General features: G+C 65.9%; 18 protein-coding genes. 9 read left to right on the top strand and 9 right to left on the bottom strand.

Annotated features, from left to right (window positions below):
- Nucleotides 1-3: 3 nt before the first annotated feature.
- Nucleotides 4-780, bottom strand: coding sequence for an SDR family oxidoreductase (locus HCA61_RS10290; RefSeq protein ID WP_169688102.1), 777 nt, complete (start codon nucleotides 778-780; stop codon nucleotides 4-6).
- A 138-nt stretch (nucleotides 781-918) separates the two neighbouring features.
- Here HCA61_RS10290 and HCA61_RS10285 point away from each other — a divergent pair, with 138 nt between their 5' ends.
- From HCA61_RS10285 to HCA61_RS10265, 5 genes are all read left to right on the top strand, one after another.
- Nucleotides 919-1848: a LacI family DNA-binding transcriptional regulator gene (locus HCA61_RS10285; RefSeq protein WP_169688101.1), complete on the top strand. Its 930-nt coding sequence runs from the start codon at nucleotides 919-921 to the stop codon at nucleotides 1846-1848.
- 154 nt (nucleotides 1849-2002) lie between these two features.
- Nucleotides 2003-3718: a 3-oxosteroid 1-dehydrogenase gene (gene kstD, locus HCA61_RS10280; protein WP_206039899.1), complete on the top strand. Its 1716-nt coding sequence runs from the start codon at nucleotides 2003-2005 to the stop codon at nucleotides 3716-3718.
- Nucleotides 3719-3768: 50 nt separating this feature from the next.
- The gene (locus HCA61_RS10275; RefSeq protein WP_169688099.1) at nucleotides 3769-4629 is read left to right on the top strand and encodes a MaoC/PaaZ C-terminal domain-containing protein; all 861 of its coding nucleotides are present in this window, start codon (nucleotides 3769-3771) and stop codon (nucleotides 4627-4629) included.
- Nucleotides 4630-4659: 30 nt separating this feature from the next.
- Nucleotides 4660-6405, top strand: a complete 1746-nt coding sequence (locus HCA61_RS10270; RefSeq protein ID WP_169688098.1) for a cholesterol oxidase substrate-binding domain-containing protein — start codon at nucleotides 4660-4662, stop codon at nucleotides 6403-6405.
- Between the two features lie 28 nt (nucleotides 6406-6433).
- Nucleotides 6434-7498 (top strand): alpha/beta fold hydrolase, encoded by a 1065-nt coding sequence (locus HCA61_RS10265; RefSeq protein ID WP_169688097.1) that lies wholly within the window; start codon nucleotides 6434-6436, stop codon nucleotides 7496-7498.
- A gap of 22 nt (nucleotides 7499-7520) precedes the next feature.
- Here the strand turns inward: HCA61_RS10265 and HCA61_RS10260 are convergent, their stop codons facing one another.
- Nucleotides 7521-8324: an ABC transporter permease gene (locus HCA61_RS10260; RefSeq protein WP_169688096.1), complete on the bottom strand. Its 804-nt coding sequence runs from the start codon at nucleotides 8322-8324 to the stop codon at nucleotides 7521-7523.
- Nucleotides 8321-9280 carry an ATP-binding cassette domain-containing protein gene (locus HCA61_RS10255; RefSeq protein ID WP_169688095.1) on the bottom strand — a complete coding sequence of 320 codons (960 nt, stop codon included), beginning with the start codon at nucleotides 9278-9280 and terminating at the stop codon, nucleotides 8321-8323. Before HCA61_RS10255 ends, HCA61_RS10260 begins: the two co-directional genes overlap by 4 nt.
- A 156-nt stretch (nucleotides 9281-9436) precedes the next feature.
- On the opposite strand from HCA61_RS10255, the gene HCA61_RS10250 reads away from it, so the two are divergent.
- The 4 genes from HCA61_RS10250 to HCA61_RS10235 are packed head-to-tail and all read left to right on the top strand — an operon-like array spanning nucleotide 9437 to nucleotide 13881.
- A complete protein-coding gene (locus HCA61_RS10250; protein ID WP_169688094.1) occupies nucleotides 9437-11095 on the top strand; it encodes an MFS transporter in 1659 nt (552 codons plus the stop codon).
- A gap of 51 nt (nucleotides 11096-11146) precedes the next feature.
- Entirely contained in the window at nucleotides 11147-12055 is a 909-nt protein-coding gene (locus HCA61_RS10245; protein WP_169688093.1) for a DUF2268 domain-containing putative Zn-dependent protease, read from the top strand.
- Nucleotides 12056-12084: 29 nt separating this feature from the next.
- Nucleotides 12085-12852 carry a MerR family transcriptional regulator gene (locus HCA61_RS10240; RefSeq protein WP_169688092.1) on the top strand — a complete coding sequence of 256 codons (768 nt, stop codon included), beginning with the start codon at nucleotides 12085-12087 and terminating at the stop codon, nucleotides 12850-12852.
- A 42-nt stretch (nucleotides 12853-12894) separates the two neighbouring features.
- Nucleotides 12895-13881, top strand: a complete 987-nt coding sequence (locus tag HCA61_RS10235; protein WP_169688091.1) for an IS481 family transposase — start codon at nucleotides 12895-12897, stop codon at nucleotides 13879-13881.
- Here the strand turns inward: HCA61_RS10235 and HCA61_RS10230 are convergent.
- From HCA61_RS10230 to HCA61_RS10205, 6 genes are all read right to left on the bottom strand, one after another.
- Nucleotides 13878-14714, bottom strand: a complete 837-nt coding sequence (locus tag HCA61_RS10230; RefSeq protein WP_169688090.1) for a mycofactocin-coupled SDR family oxidoreductase — start codon at nucleotides 14712-14714, stop codon at nucleotides 13878-13880. The genes HCA61_RS10235 and HCA61_RS10230 overlap by 4 nt on opposite strands.
- A gap of 93 nt (nucleotides 14715-14807) precedes the next feature.
- Nucleotides 14808-15980 (bottom strand): lipid-transfer protein, encoded by a 1173-nt coding sequence (locus HCA61_RS10225; protein ID WP_169688089.1) that lies wholly within the window; start codon nucleotides 15978-15980, stop codon nucleotides 14808-14810.
- Complete coding sequence (locus HCA61_RS10220; RefSeq protein WP_169688439.1) at nucleotides 15977-16387, bottom strand: MaoC family dehydratase; 411 nt, start codon at nucleotides 16385-16387, stop codon at nucleotides 15977-15979. Before HCA61_RS10220 ends, HCA61_RS10225 begins: the two co-directional genes overlap by 4 nt.
- 11 nt (nucleotides 16388-16398) lie before the next feature.
- Nucleotides 16399-17442, bottom strand: a complete 1044-nt coding sequence (locus tag HCA61_RS10215; protein ID WP_169688088.1) for a bifunctional MaoC family dehydratase N-terminal/OB-fold nucleic acid binding domain-containing protein — start codon at nucleotides 17440-17442, stop codon at nucleotides 16399-16401.
- Complete coding sequence (locus tag HCA61_RS10210; RefSeq protein WP_169688087.1) at nucleotides 17439-18590, bottom strand: acyl-CoA dehydrogenase family protein; 1152 nt, start codon at nucleotides 18588-18590, stop codon at nucleotides 17439-17441. Before HCA61_RS10210 ends, HCA61_RS10215 begins: the two co-directional genes overlap by 4 nt.
- On the bottom strand, nucleotides 18575-19621 hold the full coding sequence (locus tag HCA61_RS10205; protein ID WP_169688086.1) for an acyl-CoA dehydrogenase family protein: 1047 nt from the start codon (nucleotides 19619-19621) through the stop codon (nucleotides 18575-18577). The genes HCA61_RS10210 and HCA61_RS10205 overlap by 16 nt, the downstream gene beginning before the upstream one ends.
- Between the last annotated feature and the right edge of the window lie 48 nt (nucleotides 19622-19669).

The following is a 19669-nucleotide window of genomic DNA, read 5'->3' as shown; positions in this document are numbered from 1 at the left end:
AGGTCACGCTGCGATCCAGCCTCCACCGTCGGCGTTGATCGTCTGACCGGACAGCCAGTGACTGTCGTCGGAAGCGAGGAACACGACGATCGGGGCGACATCCTCGTACGGGTCACCGGGGCGGCCGTACACGTTGTCCTTGAAGGCTTCCATCGCGTACTTCTGCATCTCCGGAAGCTGCTGATCCATCGTCGCGGTGGCGTTGTCCGTGAACCCACCCGGGCAGATCGCGTTCACCCGGATATTGTATTCGCCCCACTCGCGTGCGACCGTACGGGACAGTGCACGGACCGCCTCCTTCGAGGGCGAGTACGTGGCGCTCAGCCGGGGGCTCTCCTGACCCCATCGCGAGCCGAAGTTGATGATGGACGCGCCCGCGCCCGGCTTGTTCTTCATGTTCGGGAAGCACAGCTTCATCATGTGCCACGCGGAGAACACGGAGATCTCGAGTTCCGTCTTGAAGTCCTCGATGTCCAGGTCGAGGAACGGCTTGAGCGTCGTCTTGTGCACATTGTTCACCAGGACGTCGACCGTGCCGAGTTCCTCCACGGTCCGGTCCACGAATGCCTTCAGGCTGTCGTACGAGGTGACGTCACAGCCGACCGCCACCACGCGTGCGCCCTGCTCCTCGCACAGCCGCTTGGTCTCCTGCAGCTTCTCCTCCTGGATGTCGCAGATGGCCACGTCGGCGCCCTCCGCGGCGAGACGGACCGCCTCGTACTTGCCCAGTCCGCTCGCCGCCCCGGTGATGATGGCCACCTTGCCGTCTACCTTGCCCATGCGCTTCCCTTCTCGTGATGTCGACGGGCCGATCCGAGCGGCACCGCCTCTCGGGGGCGAACGTAGGTGCTTAACAGCGTTAAGCCGTACTCTGAGTCGGTGGTCAGAGGGAAACGGACACCCACCGCGCGAACACGCGTGCGAAGAACAACGATCCGGGATGTCGCCGATGCCGCCGGAGTTTCCACGGCCACCGTCAGTTACGTACTCAACGACACACCGAACCAGACGATCACAGCTGCGACACAGGACCGCGTGCGCGCCGCGGCCGACGCGCTGGGTTACCCACCGCGCACCGTGACGTCCCCCTCCGAGGTCGTCGCCTCACCGGTCGTGCTGCTGAACGTCGGCACGGACGTCATCGGCACGAGCATCGGTCGCTTGATCCGCACGATGCAGGAGGAGTTGCGCCGACACGACCGCACCCTCGTCGTGATCTCGGAGGGCCGCGACGCCGCGCAGGACCTTCGGAGAAAACTCGGACCGCTTGCCGTGGTGGATCTCTCCCAGCTACCCGACGATCTCCGTGACGACCACATCTGGGGAGCGTTTCGCGGTCACCAGGCCGGATTCCCGTTCCATACCCGGCTGCAACTGCAGCATCTCGCCGAGCACGGCCACCGGCACGTCGCCCTCGCCATCCCCGCCGAAGGAACCGGCTCGTTCGGCCGTGCCCGCATCGCCGACGCCCACCGCGCCGCTCTCGATCTCGGATTGGCTCCGCTCACCGTCGTTCGGGTGTCGATGGACCCCGATCCCCGGGCGCGCACCGAATCGGTGCGCACTCTCGTGCAGGAGTCGGACGTCACCGCGGTCGCGTCGCTCAACGACGCCGTCGCCCTGTCCGTGCTCTCGGTGATGACGCAACTCGGGTACCGCGCTCCGGAAGACCTCGCAGTCATCGGATTCGACGACGAGCACCAGGAAAGTCTGTGGGAACCCGAACTGACGACGGTCCGGATCGACACCGCCGCCTATGGGCGGCGCGCAGCGCGGCTGGCGGTCGACGCGACCACCCGAGACTGGACCGAAGCGCCGTCCACGATCGTTCGGCGAGCGTCCGCCTGATTCAGCCCGGCGCCCCCGTTCCTCGGCGGCGGGAACCTTCACCCATTTGTGAAACGTGTATCGAGTCGCACCGTGCTCGCGATTCTCCGTCCCGTCCAGACAATCCGGCCGGAAAGGATGGACTCGACAGAACCAATTCTATAACGTGTTCTATATGACTGAGCAGGAGTACGACATCGTCGTCGTCGGCAGCGGCGCCGGCGGAATGACCGCCGCCATCACCGCAGCCAACAAGGGTGCGAGTGTCGTCGTGATCGAGAAGGCCGCCTGCTACGGCGGTTCGAGCGCCCGCTCCGGCGGCGGCGTATGGATCCCCAACAACGACGCCCTGAAGGCGGCCGGTGTCGAGGACACCCCCGAGGCCGCACGCACCTACCTGCACAGCATCATCGGCGACGTCGTTCCCGCCGAGAAGATCGACACGTACATCGACCGCGGCCCTGAGATGCTGTCCTTCGTCCAGAAGCACAGCGCCCTCGAACTGCAGTGGGTCCCCGGATACTCCGACTACTACCCGGAGGCCCCGGGCGGACGCGCCGGTGGCCGTTCGGTCGAGCCGAGCCCGTTCGACGGGCGCCGCCTCGGCGCAGACCTCGCCACCCTCGAACCCGACTATGCGCGGGCGCCGAAGAACTTCGTCATCACCCAGGCCGACTACAAGTGGCTCAACCTGTTGATGCGCAATCCTCGCGGACCGCTGCGCGCCGCGAAGGTCGGCGCGCGCTTCGTGTGGGCGAATCTGACCAAGAAGCACCTGCTCGTCCGCGGTCAGGCGCTCATGGCGGGCTTGCGTATCGGTCTCCGCGACGCGAATGTCCCCTTGCTGCTGAACACCGCCCTGACCGACCTCCTCGTCGAGGACGGCGTGGTGCGCGGCGTCAAGGTGATCTCGGACGGCGAAGAACGGATCATCCGCGCCGGCAAGGGTGTCGTCCTCGCAAGTGGCGGCTTCGATCACAACGACGAGATGCGCAAGGAATACCAGCGCGCACCGATCGGCACGGAGTGGACCGTCGGAGCCAAAGCGAACGAGGGCGACGGCATCCGAGCCGGCCAATCCATCGGCGGTGCAGTCGATTTCATGGACGATTCCTGGTGGGGTCCGTCGTTCCCGCTCACCGGCGGCCCGTGGTTCGCACTGTCGGAACGGAGCCTTCCCGGCTGCATGATGGTCAACAGTGAGGGCAAGCGGTTCGTGAACGAATCCGCCCCGTATGTCGAGGCGACGCATGCCATGTACGGCGGACAGTACGGCCGCGGCGAGGGACCGGGCGAGAACATCCCGGCATGGATGGTTCTCGACCAGCGTTACCGCAACCGGTACACCTTCGCCGGGATCACACCCGGACAACCGTTCCCGAAGCGATGGTTCAAGGCCGGAGTGATGGTCAAGGCCGACACCATCAGTGAGCTCGCCGAGAAGATCGGCGTTCCGGCGTCTGCGCTCTCCGAGACCGTCGAGCGATTCAACGGTTTCGCCCGCTCGGGCAAGGACGAGGACTTCGGTCGCGGCGAGTCGAAATACGACCACTACTACGGCGACCCCCGCAACAAGCCCAACCCCAGCCTCGCGGAGATCGGCAAGGCTCCGTTCTACGCAATCAAGGTCGTTCCGGGCGACCTCGGCACCAAGGGTGGTCTCGTCACCGACGTCGACGCCCGCGTCCTCAAGGAGGACGGCACAGTGATCGACGGCCTCTACGCGACCGGCAACGTCAGCTCCCCCGTGATGGGTCACACCTACGCCGGCCCCGGCGCCACCATCGGACCGGCCATGACCTTCGGCTACCTCGCTGTGCTCGACATCCTCCGCAGGAACGGGAACCATTCAGCGGAAGACGCCGTCGCCGATACCGCCGATCACGCTTAGGCTGCCCACCCGGCGCCGAAGTGCGGCCCGGTCGCGAAGAAAGGACCCCCGTGCCCATCGACCCCTCAGTCGCCCTCGGCGCATCGCTCCCCATCCAGGAATTCTCGTGGAGCAGCAGTGACGTCCAGCTCTACAATCTCGGACTCGGTGCCGGCGCCCGCCCCACCGATGCCGGCGAGCTGCGCTACCTGCGCGACGGTGATCCCCAGGTACTCCCCACATTCGCGACGGTAGCCGCGACATTCCACGACACGGAACCGCCGAAGGTGTCCTTCCCCGGTGTCGAGATCGATCTGGCGAAGGTCGTGCACGGCAGCCAGGAAGTGAAGGTCCACGCGCCCATCCCGGCATCCGGCAAAGGCCGCACCACCACTCGCATCGCCGAGGTGTGGGACAAGGGCAAGGCCGCAGTCATCGTGCAGGAATCCGTCACCGAGGATCTCGACGGAAACCCGCTGTGGACCGCCCGGTCGTCGATCTTTGCACGCGGAGAAGGCGGCTTCGGCGGCGAACGCGGACCGTCGGAGGCCGTCGCATTGCCCGACCGCGCCCCGGATGCCGAGTTCGACGTCCCGACGCTGCCTCAGCAAGCGCTCCTGTACCGCCTCTGCGGTGATCGCAACCCACTCCACTCGGATCCGGAATTCGCGAAGGCCGCCGGGTTCCCGGCGCCGATTCTCCACGGCCTGTGCACCTACGGCACGGTGTGCAAGTCGATCGCCGACCACCTTCTCGATTCCGACGCGACACGTGTCGCCGGGTTCCGTGCCAAGTTCGCCGGCGTCGTGTTCCCCGGTGAGACACTGCGCGTACGCGTGTGGAAGAGCGGGAAACAGCTCCTTGCCACTGTCGCTGTCGCGGACCGAGACCTTGCACCAGCCCTGGCCGATGTGGTGCTCACCATCGCGTGAGTTCCACCCTCCCGGAAAGATGCTCTATACATGACAATTCGAGATTCCGCTCCGCGTCTGTCCCGACGAGGCTTCCTCGCCGCCGGCGCCGGCGCTCTGGCCGCGACCGCTGTCGGCGGCTGGACACCCGCGCACGCGATTCCGTTCGGATCTTCCGACGCGACGCTTCCGGCGCCGCCGTCATTCCCCGAGGGCATCGATCTGTACCAGCAGGCGTACCAGAACTGGTCCAAGGAGATCATGCTGGACTCGATCTGGACGTGTGCACCGAACAATGCCGATGACGTAGTGCGGCTGACGAATTGGGCCCACGAGAACGGATACACCATCCGTCCACGAGGTGCGATGCACGGCTGGACGCCACTCACGATCGTCAACGGCGCTCCGGTCGACCGGGTGATCCTCGCCGACACCATGCTTCATCTGAACTCCGTGAGCGTGAATCCGGGTGGCAACCCGGCGACCGTGACGGCCGGGCCCGGCGCCACACTCGATGCGATCACCTCGGCATTGCAGGATCACGGACTCGGGTTCGCGAACCTGCCCGCACCCGGCGTCCTGACGATCGCAGGATCGCTCGCGGTCAATGCTCACGGAGCAGCTCTTCCGGCCGACGGTGAAAGCAATGTTCCGGGACATACTTTCGGCTCGCTGAGCAACCTCGTCACCGAGCTGACCGCAGTCGTGTGGGACGGCAGCAGGTATGCGTTGCGTACCTTCACCCGCGCAGACCCCGATATCACCGCGCTTCTGACACACCTCGGTAGAACGTTCCTGACGTCGGTCACACTCCAGGCCGGGCCCAACTACAGGATGCGGTGCCAGAGCTACACCGACATCGACTGGCGCGAACTGTTCTCTCCTGCAGGCGCTTCGGGTCGGACATTCGAATCGTTCGTGAGCAGCACAGGCCGAGCCGAGGCAATCTGGTATCCGTTCACCGAGAAGCCGTGGATGAAAGTGTGGTCGCTCGCTCCGGAGAAACCGGCCGAGTCCCGCGAAGTCACCGGACCGTACAACTACCCGTTCTCCGACAACGTTCCTGAGCCGATCACCGATCTGCTCGGGCAACTGACGGGTGGAAACCCCCAGATTGCCCCGCTTTTCGGCCAGACCTACTACGGCGTGACCGTTGCGGGCCTCGCCGCGACGGCCTCGTCGGACATCTGGGGCTGGTCGAAGGACCTGCAGTTCTACATCAAGGCCACCACTCTGCGTCTGACCGAAGGCGGTGGCGCGGTGCTGACCAACCGCGCCAACGTCGCCACCGTCATCCATGATTTCACCCAGTGGTTCAACGAACGGATCGAGCACTATCGCGGTCTCGGCCAGTACCCGCTCAACGGTCCCGTCGAGATTCGTTGCTGCGGTCTCGATCAGTCATCCGACGTGCGCGTGCCGTCTGCGGGCCCGCCGACGATCGCAGCGACACGTCCGCGCCCGGACAAACCCGAGTGGGACACCGCGATCTGGCTGAATGTGCTGGGCGTTCCGGGCACACCCGGCATGTTCGCGTTCTATCGCGAGATGGAGCAGTGGATGCGTCAGCGCTACAACGGCGGTGATTCGACTTTCCGTCCCGAGTGGTCGAAGGGCTGGGCGTTCGGACCCGAACTGCCGTATACGGACGACCACATCATCACCCAGGGCCTGCCCGATACCTATCGCGAAGGTGTTCCGGCCGATGAGAACTGGGACAGTGCGCGGGCGGTGTACAACCGGCTCGATCCGCATCGGGTCTACAGCAACACGTTCATCGACCGTCTGCTGCCCTGATCATTGACCTTTGCTAAGGTTCGCAACCATGCGAAGCTTGCGACCTGTGATCGGTGCTGCAGCGGTTCCACTGCTCGTGGTGGCGGGTGGTGCGACGTTCACAGGTATAGCGTCCGCACTGCCCGACACGGGCTCGGTGGTCGCACCGGCCGGCGCCGACACCGAGGTCACGTTCGACGCTTCCGGAACCACCTTCCACGGCAGCCTGCGCACCCCCGAGGGCGACATCAAGGGCGCGGCACTGCTGTTGCCGGGCAGCGGAGTCACCGACCGCAACGGCAACCAGGCACCGTTGATGGTGGCCGACACCCTGCTTCGCGTCGCCGACTCGCTCGCCGCCCACGGGATCGCGAGCCTACGCTTCGATAAAATCGGCGCGGGTGCCACCGGCCTCGGGTCGTACGCGCCCGAGACCGGAAAGGTGTACGGGTTCACCGATCAGGTCGATCACGCTCAGGCTGCTGCCGAGTTGCTCTCCGAGCGCACCGGATTTGCGGCCGACGACATCCTGGTGCTGGGGCACAGCGAAGGCGGCCTGACCACGCTCGCACTCGCGCAACGCGGGGTCGGCGACGGCTACGGGTTGCTGGCACCGCTGTCGATGCGTTACCTCGACCTTCTGAACGGGCAGCTCGAGGCCGTCGCGAACTCGGGGCAGCTCGACGAGGCCGCCGCCGAGCAACTCCGCAACGACCTGCCCCGCACCATCGAGTCCCTCCGCACCTCCGGCACCGTGCCGGATGGTCTGAGCCCGATCATGGAGCAGTTCGGGTTCAACGACTACAACGCGACGTTCCTCGCCGAGGCCGACGCACTGAATCCACCCGATCTCGCCGCCTCGCTGCCCTCCGGCGTCCCCGTCCTGCTGACGTGCTCCGACAAGGATCTGAACATCAGCTGCGATCAGATCGCGCCGCTGCGTGCATCCCTCGAGCACACCAATCTGCAGTTCGATCACTTCACGACCGCCAATCACACCCTCGAAGAGCTCGGCCCGCTGCCCGCCGGGGTGGCCGACGGCCCGGTGTTGCTGCCCGCATCGACCGAGTTCGCGACTGCGATCAACGGATGGGCCGCCCAGCGCGGAGCGTGATCCTCCTCGGCTCACCGACCCGTTATCGGCTCACTGCCTTCTTGTAGCGACGGATCGCGAACGGCACGAACACGACCAGCATCAACGCAGTCCACAACAGTGACGCAATGACGGGGTTCTGCAACGGCCACACGTCGGGCACCGGCATCATCGGATTCGTGTTGCCGAACAACTCGCGGACGGCCTGGGTCACCGCGGACACCGGGTTCCATTCGGCGAACGTACGCAACACGGTCGGCATCTGCGAGGTGTCGACGAATGTGTTGGCGATGAACGACAGCGGGAAGATCACCATGAAACTGGCGTTGTTGAACACCTCGGGCGTACGGATCCACATTCCGACGACAGCCATCAGCCACGACAAGGCATAGGCGAACAGCAACAACAGGGCGTAACCCGCGAGCGCCTCCAGAGGCGACGAGTTGATACGCCAGCCGACCACCAGACCGGTCAACGACATGACCACCAGACTCACGATGTTGATGAGCACGTCGGTGGAGGTACGGCCGATCAGCACCGCGGACGGGGCCATCGGAAGCGTCCGGAATCGGTCGATGATGCCCTTCTGCAAATCCTCGACCATGCCGAGGCCGGTCCACGTGGCACCGAAGATCACGGTCTGGGTGAACACTCCGGCGATGAGGAACTCCCGGTACGACGTGCCGGGGATCTGGATCGCGCTGCCGAACACGTACGCGAACAGCAACACGAACATGATCGGCGACAGCGTCGTGAAGACGATCAGATCCGGAACGCGCTTGATCTTGATCATGTTGCGTTTGGCGATCGTGAGACCGTCGGATGCGGTCATCTGCAGAGTGTTCATGAGGTCGGCTCCTCGATCCTCTCCTCCGCCTCGTGACCTGTCAGTGTGAGGAACACGTCGTCGAGAGTGGGCCGGCGCAGCGTGACATCGGTGACCCGGACGCCGACCTCCGCGACCCGCCCGAGCGCGGCGACGAGCAGTTCGGTTCCGCCTGTGGCAGGCACGATCACCCTGCCCGATTCGATACGGATATCTCCGGCGGCAAGCTCCGCCAAAGCCTCACGCGCAGTCTCGATCTGTCCAGCATCGGGCACCGACAGCTCGATCCGCTCTCCGCCCACGAGCGACTTGAGCTCGTCGGCGGTCCCCCTGGCGATGATGGTGCCCCGATCGATCACGACGATCCGGTCGGCGAGTCGCTCGGCCTCATCCATGTACTGCGTGGTGAGCAGCAGGGTGGTGCCGCGTTCGACGAGTTTCTCGATGATGCCCCACAGCCCGAGGCGGGCGCGTGGGTCGAGTCCGGTGGTGGGCTCGTCGAGAAACAGCACGGGCGGCTCGGCGACGAGAGCACCGGCGAGATCGAGTCGGCGCCGCATACCGCCCGAATATGTCTTCACAGGACGATCACCTGCATCGACGAGATCGAATTGGTCGAGCAGTTCTCGTGCCCGCTTGCGGCTCCGTTTGGCGCCGAGGTGGTAGAGGCGCCCGACCATTTCGAGGTTCTCGTATCCGGTGAGATATTCGTCGACCGCGGCGTACTGGCCCGAAGCACCGATCTGTGTGCGCAATGCTTCGGCATCGGCAACGACATCGAATCCCGCGACCTCCGCCCGCCCGCCATCGGGGACGAGCAATGTCGTCAGAACACGAACCGCCGTGGTCTTCCCGGCTCCGTTGGGGCCGAGCAACGCGGTGACCGTGCCTTCGGGAACACGGAGGTCTATGCCGTCGAGCGCGGTGAGGCCACCGAACCGCTTGATCAATCCTTCGACAACGATGGCATCAGCCATGAGTTCTCTCCTGGATACGGGTTGCTCGCCCAGTGTGCACCAAGGCACCGACAGAGTGCGATCGGTTTTCCGAGTCCTGCCCTTGCCGTCCGGTTCTGTTGTACTTTGGATTTCTACCTGCGCGGGTCACTTCTGGAATCGGAAGCCGGTTCGGCAATGAGCAAGAGTCGTAGATCAGATCCGGAAGTGCGATCGGGTTCCGCACTCGTCCTGGCAGTGCTGGCATCGGGCCAATTCCTGATGACGCTCGACAGCTCGGTGATGAACGTGTCGATGGCGACCGTCGCGCAGGATCTCGACACGACGATCACCGGAATCCAGACCGCGATCACGCTGTACACGCTGGTGATGGCATCTCTGATGATCACGGGCGGCAAAGTCGGTACCGCGCTCGGACGGCGCCGCGCCTTCGGGGTCGGACTCGTGGTCTACGCGGTCGGCTCGCTCGTCACCGGGTGTGCTCCGAACTTGCCGATCCTTCTGCTGGGCTGGTCGCTCCTCGAAGGCATCGGTGCGGCACTGATCATGCCTGCGATCGTCTCCCTCGTCGCCGCGAACTTCCCACCCGAGCGGCGCGCAGCGGCGTACGGGCTCGTTGCAGCTGCCGGTGCAATGGCGGTCGCCGTCGGCCCGCTACTCGGTGGGGCGGTGACGACGTTCGCGTCGTGGCGCTACGTCTTCTTCGGCGAGGTCGTCGTGGTGGCGCTGATCCTGCTCGTACTACGGCGGGTGCGGGACGTTCCGGCGGCGCCGATGTCGATCGACGTGCCCAGCGCGCTCATGTCGGTGGTGGGGCTGGCGATGATCGTGTACGGCGTGCTGCGGTCGAGCGAATGGGGCTGGGTGATCGCCACATCCGGCGGTCCGGAGGTCATCGGTATGTCGCCCGTGATCTGGCTGATCCTCGTCGGGTTGCTGGTCCTCTACGCCTTCATGCGGCGGCAGCACGCGCTGGTCGCGACGGGTCGCGATCCACTCATCGATCCGGCATTGTTCGAAAGTCGTCAACTCACCGGTGGACTGACGATGTTCTTCGCCCAGTTCGCAGTCCAGGCGGGTGTGTTCTTCTCGGTGCCGCTGTTCCTGTCCGTGGTGCTGGAGTTGAGCGCACTCGAGACGGGTGTGCGGATCCTGCCGCTCTCGCTTGCACTCGTGCTCGCCGCGGCGGGTATCCCGAAACTCTGGCCGCACGCGAACCCCAGGCGGGTTGTGCGACTGGGGCTCGCCTCGATGATCGTCGGGATCGCCGTGCTCACCGCGGGAATGGATCCCGGAGCCACCGCCGCCGTGGTGGCGATCCCGATGCTGTTCCTGGGGGCAGGCCTCGGCGCGTTGTCGTCCCAGTTGGGAGCGATCACCGTGTCGGCGGTGCCGGAGTCGAAGAGCGCCGAGGTCGGCGGCGTGCAGAACACCGCCACCAACCTCGGCGCTTCGCTCGGTACAGCGCTGATCGGCTCGATCCTGATCGCCACCCTCTCCACGTCGGTGAGCGCAGGTATCGAAGACAACCCGGATATCCCGGCAGCCGTCCAGCAGCAGGCAGGGACCCAGATCGCACAGGGCGTGCCATTCCTGTCGAATACCGAACTCGACGGCGCCCTGGTCTCGGCGGGCCTGGACGCACCGACGCGCGACGCCATCGTCGCCGTCAACAGCGATGCGCGACTCAAAGCCTTGCAAGTGGCGTTCGGTGTGACCGCTCTGCTCGCAGTCGCCGCACTGTTCGGGACAGGTCGACTACCGTCGCGTGCCGTCGGTACCGACCCGAGCGGACCGGGCTTCGAAGGCGCTAGCTGTACTGACCGGGGACATTGATCGAGGAAACGGTTGACCTTGTCGTAGCGTCAATGTTTACGGTCGCTTGTCATGACCATTTCAGTGATTGACAGTGCCTCGGGCATGAACCGAGTCCTGACGGCGGACGCGAAGGATCGCGCCGACCTCATCCGTGACATGTGGGCTCCGATGGCCGGGATGTACCACTTCATCCCCGGCGGCGTGGACATGGCGACCGTGCACCAGCAGAACTTCGGCTTCCGTCCGGACTCCGCGATCGAGCAGGTCCGCGAAGGTCTGGAATCCCTTGTCGCGGCCGATGCGTGGACCCGCATCGAGAAGGCCCTCGAGGACGGGGTCGCAGCGTTGACGTCTGCCGATCCGGGTGTGACCATCCCCGACCTGAACGTGCTGCTCGTCCTGGGAGATCCGACCAGCCAGCACTTCGTCGACGAGGTGCAAGGGATGTCCGGGTTCGGCGGCATCAGCGGCTACATCGCCATCACCGTCTGGCCCACCTCGCGCGTTCTCGATCGCCTCGAGGCGATCGCGGTCCACGAACTGCACCACAACGTGCGCTATTCACCCGGCGGGATCGTGTGGGACCCACAGACGGTGATGGTTGGCGAGCACGTTGTGTCCGAAGGGCTCGCCGACGTTTTCGCGTCCGAGTTGTATGGCGACGCCGGCTACACCCACTTCGTGCGCGATGAAACCCACTCCGACGACCAAGTCTTGGCGAAGGTTGCCAGCGGCCTGGGCGTCACAGGAATGGCAGACTTCGCCGCCTGGGTGCTGGGCGACTCCAGCGCACAACTGTTCGGTGCCGAGCCCGTCGGCTTGCCGACCGGGGCCGGTTATGCAGCCGGTGCTCGGCTTGTCCGCGCCTACCTCGACGCCACGGGCACCACGGCCGCCCAAAACGTCCGCACTCCCGCGTCCGAGATCCTGCGCATTGCGCTGCCACGGCTGGGCCTGACCACAGACCCGGCACACTGAGCAGCACGTCGAACGACAGGAGCCCGGTGATGGAATGGACGGTGCACGAGCTCGCTGAACGCGCAGGCATCAGCGGCCGCACGCTGCGCCACTATCACCGCATCGGGCTGCTCGAGCCCGATCGCGTCGGGTCCAACGGCTACCGCTACTACGGTCCCGACGCGGTCGCGCGCCTGCAACGCATCCTTCTGCTCCGCGACACGGGTATGCCACTGGCCGACATCTCCGCAGTGCTCGACGCCCCCGAGACGCCGACCGCCGAGGTCGAAGCGCTCGAGGCCCACCTGACACAGCTCGCCGAGGACCGCGAGGCCCTGGACCGGCGCATCAGCGCGGTCGAACACACCCTGCAGATGCGCCGAGAGGGCCGAGAACCACGCATGGATGTGATGCTCGAAGGCTTCAACGACCGCTACGAGGCCGAGGTCGTACGCCGGTGGGGACGCGAGGCCTTCGCCGCGTCGAACCGGTGGTGGCATGCCAAGTCCGTGGAACAACAACGCGACTGGCAGGCCAACGCCCAGGCCCTGCTCACACGGTGGGCAGAAATCCACGAAGCCGGCCACACACCCGGCTCACCAGTTGCTCGAGCGCACGCTGCCGACCACATGGCCTGGTTCGCTGACATCCCCGGGACACCCACCCACGTCGGCGATGTCGAACGATCCGCCGCAATGGTGCGAGGCATGGCCGACCTCTACGAAACCAATCCCGACTTCCACCAGACCTTCGGCAGCCCAGAGGCCGCGCAGTTCGCCGCGAACGCCCTGCGCATCCACGTGCAGCATCTGGCCTGACAGCGGCGGGTGCCGCGGCGCCGTCCCGGACCGAAAGATGCCATGTCCCATCCCAACGCTGCCCTCACACCGCGTCACCGTCTGAAGGTTGCCCAACTCGTTGTCGAGGAGGGCTGGCCGATCAGTGAGGTCGCCGCCCGATTCCAGGTCTCGTGGCCGACCGTGAAGCGCTGGGTCGGCCGCTACCGCGCCGGCGAGCCCATGCACGACCGGTCCTCGCGCCCGAAGAGCTCGCCGAACAAGACGAGCAAGCCCGTCACGAAGCGGTGCGTCAACCTGCGGATCAGGTTGCGGGAAGGGCCAGTTCAACTATCAGCGAGGCTCGGGATCGCGCCCTCCACCGTCCACCGCATCCTCACCACTGCTCGATTGAATCGGCTGTCGCACGTCGACCGGGCGACCGGCGAACCGATCCGTCGTTACGAGCACCCGCACCCCGGGTCGCTGGTGCACGTGGACGTGAAGAAGCTGGGGAACATCCCCGACGGCGGTGGCTGGCGCTACGTCGGCCGACGCCAAGGCGACCGCAACCGCGTCGCCACGCCGGACAAGCCACGCAATCAGCACGGCGGACCCAAGCTGGGCTACGCCTACGTCCACACCGTGATCGACGATCACTCCCGCGTCGCGTACACCGAGATCCACGACGACGAGACTGCTGTCACTGCCGTTGGCGTCCTGCAACGAGCTGTCGGCTGGTTCGCCGAGCGTGGGGTCACGATCGAGCGAGTACTGTCCGACAACGGCGGTGCCTACCGGTCGCATCTGTGGCGCGGTACCTGCGAGGCGCTGTCGATCCGTCCGAGGTACACGCGCCCATATCGCCCGCAGACGAACGGGAAGGTCGAGCGCTTCCACCGCACAATGGCCGACGGGTGGGCTTACGCCCGCTGCTACCGCTCAGAGGCAGAACGACGCGACGTTCTCGAGTCATGGCTGCATCACTACAACCATCACCGACCCCACACGGCCTGCGCCAACCAGCCACCCTTCACGAGGTTGATCAATGTCCCCGGTCAGTACAGCTAGCCGGTGACGCGCGCTGCGTTCCCCGCATCGATGGGCAGCACGGTTCCGCTGATGTGCGCGGCAGCCTCGTCGCAGAAGAACAACACCGCGCGCGTGATCTCGGCAGGCTCGAGCCACGGCACGGGCTGCGCGTGCAGCGACGTGAAGACCGGAGCGACATCGTCGGCGGTGGGGTTCTCCAGATCGGGCCGGAGCATGCCGTAGAGCGCGTCGTTGTGGATCATCGGCGTGGAGATATTGCCGGGTGCGATGGCGTTGACGGTGATCCCGTTCTGCGCGAGATCCAGCGCGGCGCTCTTGGTCATGCCGATGACACCCCACTTCGATGCACCGTAGGCCACCATGTTGGTGTTTCCGGCGCGCCCGAGCATCGACGAGATCGTCACGATCCGGCCGTATCCGCGCTCGATCATCCCCGGGGCAACGCACGCGATCGTGTTGAACACACCCGTGAGGTTCGACGAGATCGTCTCGTCCCACATGGCCTGCGGCATCGACTGGACCGGTGCTGCCGTCGACACCCCGGCGTTGGCGACCGCGATATCGATACGGCCGAGCTCGTCGTGGGCGCGTGCGACAAGCCGGTCCATCGCGGCGCGATCCGCGGTGTCGAGCTTCTCCGAGACGACCTTCGCACCGGCGGCTTCGGCCAGACGCACCGTTTCCGCGAGGTCGTCCTCGGTGGCGAGAGGGTAGCGCACGACGGGCGAATCCTCGCAGCGGTCGCACAGGACGAGATCTGCTCCCGCCTCAGCGAACGCGAGCGCGTGCGAACGTCCCTGACCACGCGCGGCTCCGGTGACAAATGCGACCTTGCCTTCGAACCTGCTCATGCCGTTCCCTTCTCGAATCCCGTACCTGCCGGACTCGGTCTACACCACGGACCGGCGACATGCCCGGGAATCTCCCGAAGACCGGGAGTCCGGTCAGGACCGTGCCAGCATCAGGCCCGACGTCGGGACACCGGTACCCGCGGTGACGAGCACATTCTCGACGGCCTCCACCTGATTCACGGACGTCCCGCGGATCTGGCGGACGCCCTCGGCGATGCCGTTCATCCCGTGGATGTATGCCTCGCCGAGCTGGCCGCCGTGCGTGTTGAGCGGCAGGTGCCCGCCGAGCTCGATTCCTCCGTCGGCGATGAAGTCCTTCGCTTCGCCGGGCTTACAGAAGCCCAGTTCTTCGAGTTGCATCAGCACGTACGGGGTGAAGTGGTCGTAGAGCACCGCAGTTTGCACGTCCTGCGGGGTCAGGCCCGACTGGCCCCACAACTGGTCGCCGACGATGCCCATCTCGGGCAGCCCCGTCAGTCCGTCGCGGTAGTAGCTCGTCATGATGTACTGATCCGGGCCGCTGCCCTGCGCCGCCGCCGTGATGATCGCCGGCGTCTGCTTCAGGTCCTTGGCGCGCTCAGGTGTCGTGATCACCAGCGCCACACCACCATCCGATTCCTGGCAGCAGTCGAGGAGATGCAGCGGCTCCGCAATCCAGCGTGAGTTCTGATGATCCTCGAGGGTGATCGGCTTACCGTGGAAGAACGCCTTCGGGTTCTTCGCCGCGTGCTTGCGGTCGGCCACCGCGACAGCACCGAAGTCGGCGCTGGTGGCGCCCGTGACATGCATATAGCGCTGCGCGGTCATCGCAACGAACGAAGCCGGGGTGCTCAGTCCGTGCGGGTAGGAGAACGCGTTGTCGGTACCCGACGAATTCACCTGGGTCGCAAGGGCACTGTTGACCTGCCCGAAGCGAGCGCCGGAGCGTTCGTTGAATGCGCGATAGGCGACGACGACATCAGCGACACCGGTCGCGACCGCCATCGCGGCCTGCTGCACCGTCGCGGCCGCGGCCCCGCCGCCGTAGTGGATGCGGGAGAAGAACTTCAGACTCGGGATACCCACAGCACGCGCGACTGCCACCTCGGTGTTGGTGTCCATCGTGAAGGAGACGAGACCGTCGACGTCGGCCGGCGTCAGTCCGGCGTCGTCGAGGGCATCGGCGACTGCTTCGGCGGCGAGACGCAGTTCGCTGCGCCCGGAGTCCTTGGAGAAATCGGTCGCGCCGATTCCGGCGATCGCAGCCTTACGTGACAGCGTGCTCATGCGACTTCCCCTTCGGACGCGCCCTTACCTGCGAGGAACGTGGCTTTCGCGACGATGTGGTTGCCGAGCGAGTTGCTGCCCACGATGTCGAGGGTGATGACACCGTCGTCGTCGATGTCGGCGACGGTGCCGTTCAACGTGAGCGTGTCGTACGCATACCACGGGACGCCGAGGCGCAGTGAGATGGATTTGACGACGGCACGCGGCCCGGCCCAGTCGGTCAGGTACCGCTGGACGAGGCCGGTGTCGGTGAGGATGTTGACGAAGATGTCCTTCGAGCCCCGCTGCTGCGCGAGGTCGCGGTCGTGATGGACGTCCTGGAAATCTCTGGTGGCCAACGCCGTCGAGATCACGAAGGTCGGATCGCCGTGGATGGACAAGGGTGGGAGCTTCTCCCCCACCGTCATCGCGGGTGTGCTCACGCGTCCTCCTCACGGGGCTGCCAGGCGTAGAGAGTCCACGGGCTTCCGCCCGTCTCGTCGTCGCCGGGGAAGTCGAGATACGTTGCCTGGACCGGCATTCCGATCTTCACGTCGGCCGGATCGACACCGCGCAGCTCGCCGAGCATGCGGATACCACCCTCGAGTTCGACCAGGGCCACCACGAACGGGAGTTGCCGTCCGGGGGCTTTCGGCGCGTGGTGCACCACGAAGCTGAACACGGTGCCGCGACCGCTCGAGACCAGGTAGTCGGTGGTCTCGTTCTTGTCGAGCCACAATGCGGGCACCGGCGGATGTTGCAACGACCCATCCGGGCGGCGCTGGATCCGCAATTCGTGTGCCGCAACGCCGTCCCAGAAGAACTTCGTATCGTGCGAGGCGGACGGGCGGAGCATCCGCGTGGGATCGAGATCGTCCGGTACCTGCTGCGCTGTGACCGAAGGTGACGTTGAGTCGGTCGAACTGGCCGAAGGTGACGTTCGGTCATTCTGGGCGGGGGGCGCGAACTTCAGGATTCGGAATATCATCTCGGCGACCGCTTCGTCGCCGACCTTCCAGATGTTGCGGGTGGTGAAGAACCACCCCTCACCGAGTCCGGTCTTCTTGGGTCCGACGACGTCCTCGAGCGTGGACTCGATCGTCACCTCTTCACCCGGGCGAAGGTAGCGGTGGTAGATCTGGTCGCAATTGGTCGCCACCACCGAGGTGTAACCGGCCTCGTCGAGGATGGCGGTCATCCGGCCGAGCGGATCATCCTTCTCCCGTTCGGCGCCCAGGCCGCGCATCGTCCACACCTGCGCCATCGCGGGAGGTGCGACGAGACCTCCGTGACCGGCCGCAATGGCCGCGGCTTCGTCGGTGTAGATGGGGTTGTCGTCGCCCAGCGCCTCCACCCAGTTGCGGATCATCGGCAGGTTCACCGGGTCGCGCCCCCAGCGGGGGGCGGAGGCCCCGTCGGCACGAACAGCGTCGGCTGAGGCGAGGATCTCGTCGGCTGTGCTCATCGTGTTCGCCTCCGTCATCGCGGCACCCGGGGCATCCCGAGACCGGCTGTTGCGATCAGTTCCCGCATCACCTCGTTGACGCCGCCGCCGAAGGTGATGACAACGTTCCGCTTGGCCTGCATGTCGAGCCAGCTGAGCAGCGCACCGGTATCCGCGTCGGCGGGGTCCCCGTAGCGTCCGACGATCTCTTCGGCGAGCATGCCGACACGCTGGATGCGCTCGGTGGCGAAGACCTTGGTGGCCGACGCGTCGGCGATGTCGACGGCGTCGCCGTCGCTCGAGGCCACCTGCCAATTGAGCAGTTCGTTGAGCCGGTACGTCGCGTGGATCTCACCGAGTGCGCGACGCACCTCGGGTTCGTCGGTGAGCTTGTGTTCGCGCACCCACTCGAGGAGGTGCTCGTAGATGCCCGCAACCTTGCCCGCCGGTCCGAGCATGACGCGCTCGTGGTTGAGCTGCGTCGTGATCAGGCGCCAACCCTTGTTCTCTTCGCCGACGAGCATGCTCGCGGGCACTCGCACGTCGCTGTAGTACGTGGCGTTGACGTGGTGGGCGCCATCGGCGGTGATGATCGGGGTCCAGCTGAATCCGGGATCGCTGGTGTCGACGATGAACACCGAGATCCCTCGGTGACGGGAGTCCGCGGAGCCGGTGCGCGCGGCGAGCCAGATGTAGTCGGCGTCGTGACCGCCGGTGGTGAAGATCTTCTGGCCGTTGATCACATACTCGTCGCCGTCGCGGACGGCGGTGGTGCGCAGCGCCGCGAGGTCGGTGCCTGCTTCGGGCTCGGAGTAGCCGATGGCGAAATGGACCTCGCCGGCGAGGATTGCGGGCAGGAACTTCTGTTTCTGCTCGTCGGTGCCGTACACCTGCAGGGTCGGGCCTACGGTCTGCAGAGTGACGCTGGGCAGGGGCACGTCGGCCCGGACGGCTTCATTGGCGAAGATCTGCTGCTCGACATCAGCGAAGCCGTGGCCACCGAACTCCTTGGGCCAGCCGACTCCCAGCCAGCGGTCCTTGCCCATGCGCCGGATCACATCGCGGTAGGTGGGCCCGTGCCGCTCGGTGCGCATGATCTCGGCCTCCTCGGGCGAGATCAGGTTGGAGAAGTAGCCGCGCAGTTCGGTCTGCAGTGCGCGCTGGTCTTCGGTCAGTTCGATGAACACCGGGCCCCCACGAGGTCGAGTCGGTACGAAGCGCCGCCGAGCAGCCGCGCAATATCCTTGGCCAGAGACGAATACCTGTGCATCGGATAGGTTTCGTCGACGCCGATGCCGCCGTGCAGGTGGTGCAGCACGCGCATCGCCGGGAGTAGTTCCGCGGCGATCCAGTACGCGGTGACGTCGAGATCATCTGCAGCGTCGAGATTCTCGGAGATCCGCCAGATGGTCGACAGAGCGGCCACGTGCAGGGTACGGGCGGTGACATAGACGTCGGCGATCTGCTGTGCAACCGCCTGGAAGGCCGCGAGCGGCTTGCCGAATTGGTGGCGTTCGCTCACGTGCTTCGCGGTGAGTTCGGTGGCTCCGGTGAGTAGCCCATCGGAGTACGCGGCGATCCCCGCGGTCGCGAGGCTGTACAGGGTCTGGACGTCGGACGCTGCGTCGCCGTCGCCGAGCCGCGTACCGACTGCGGACTCGAGCCGGACGGAGAATTCGGGGGTGTGCGCCGAGGTGGGACTCTCGAGCAGGGTCACCCCGTCGGCGTCCGGCGCCACCGCGACGACTCCGGCGGTGGTGGGAACGAGGATGCTCTGTGCGCGATCCGCGTAGGGCACCGCGACGAACGAGCCGGTGACCGCGACACCGCCGTCGACCTCGACGACTGCGGCGGCGGGCGCCTGCGGGAAGGGCCGGCCCGGCTCGGCGAGCGCTGCGGTGAGGATTCCTCCGGAGGCGACCTCGCTCAGCAGCGCGTCCTGCTGCTCTTCGCTCGCGAGCGCGAGCACGGGAAGCACGCCGAACCCGACGGTGGGTAGCGCCGGGACCAGTGCCGCAGCGCGGCCGACCTCGGTGAGGACGGTGAGCGCCTCGGCGACTCCGAGTCCGGAACCCCCGAGTCGTTCGGGTAATGCCAGCGAAAGGAGATCCGCACCCGCGAGCGCGGACCACAATTCGTCGGAGTCGAGCCCCCGACCGAGCAGGTCGGCGGCAACTCCGGCCACTTCCTCCTGCGTCTCGTCACGTGCGAAATCCACCGTAACCACCTTCTAGTTAGAACGTGTTCTAGTTGTAGCACCATTCCG

Source organism: Rhodococcus sp. HNM0563 (assembly GCF_012726195.1).
GTDB lineage: Bacteria > Actinomycetota > Actinomycetes > Mycobacteriales > Mycobacteriaceae > Rhodococcus.
The sequence above is the reverse complement of the archived record's forward strand: the minus strand, read 5'-3'. Positions and strand labels throughout refer to the sequence as shown.

Coding starts and splice junctions, on each gene's coding strand:
- HCA61_RS10235 (WP_169688091.1), top strand. CDS start 12,895: ATGTCCCATCCCAACGCTGCCCTCACACCGCGTCACCGTCTGAAGGTT.
- HCA61_RS10250 (WP_169688094.1), top strand. CDS start 9,437: ATGAGCAAGAGTCGTAGATCAGATCCGGAAGTGCGATCGGGTTCCGCA.
- HCA61_RS10265 (WP_169688097.1), top strand. CDS start 6,434: ATGCGAAGCTTGCGACCTGTGATCGGTGCTGCAGCGGTTCCACTGCTC.
- HCA61_RS10290 (WP_169688102.1), bottom strand. CDS start 780: ATGGGCAAGGTAGACGGCAAGGTGGCCATCATCACCGGGGCGGCGAGC.
- HCA61_RS10225 (WP_169688089.1), bottom strand. CDS start 15,980: ATGAGCACGCTGTCACGTAAGGCTGCGATCGCCGGAATCGGCGCGACC.
- kstD (WP_206039899.1), top strand. CDS start 2,003: ATGACTGAGCAGGAGTACGACATCGTCGTCGTCGGCAGCGGCGCCGGC.
- HCA61_RS10260 (WP_169688096.1), bottom strand. CDS start 8,324: ATGAACACTCTGCAGATGACCGCATCCGACGGTCTCACGATCGCCAAA.
- HCA61_RS10215 (WP_169688088.1), bottom strand. CDS start 17,442: ATGACGGAGGCGAACACGATGAGCACAGCCGACGAGATCCTCGCCTCA.
- HCA61_RS10245 (WP_169688093.1), top strand. CDS start 11,147: ATGACCATTTCAGTGATTGACAGTGCCTCGGGCATGAACCGAGTCCTG.
- HCA61_RS10255 (WP_169688095.1), bottom strand. CDS start 9,280: ATGGCTGATGCCATCGTTGTCGAAGGATTGATCAAGCGGTTCGGTGGC.
- HCA61_RS10270 (WP_169688098.1), top strand. CDS start 4,660: ATGACAATTCGAGATTCCGCTCCGCGTCTGTCCCGACGAGGCTTCCTC.
- HCA61_RS10230 (WP_169688090.1), bottom strand. CDS start 14,714: ATGAGCAGGTTCGAAGGCAAGGTCGCATTTGTCACCGGAGCCGCGCGT.
- HCA61_RS10220 (WP_169688439.1), bottom strand. CDS start 16,387: ATGACGGTGGGGGAGAAGCTCCCACCCTTGTCCATCCACGGCGATCCG.
- HCA61_RS10240 (WP_169688092.1), top strand. CDS start 12,085: ATGGAATGGACGGTGCACGAGCTCGCTGAACGCGCAGGCATCAGCGGC.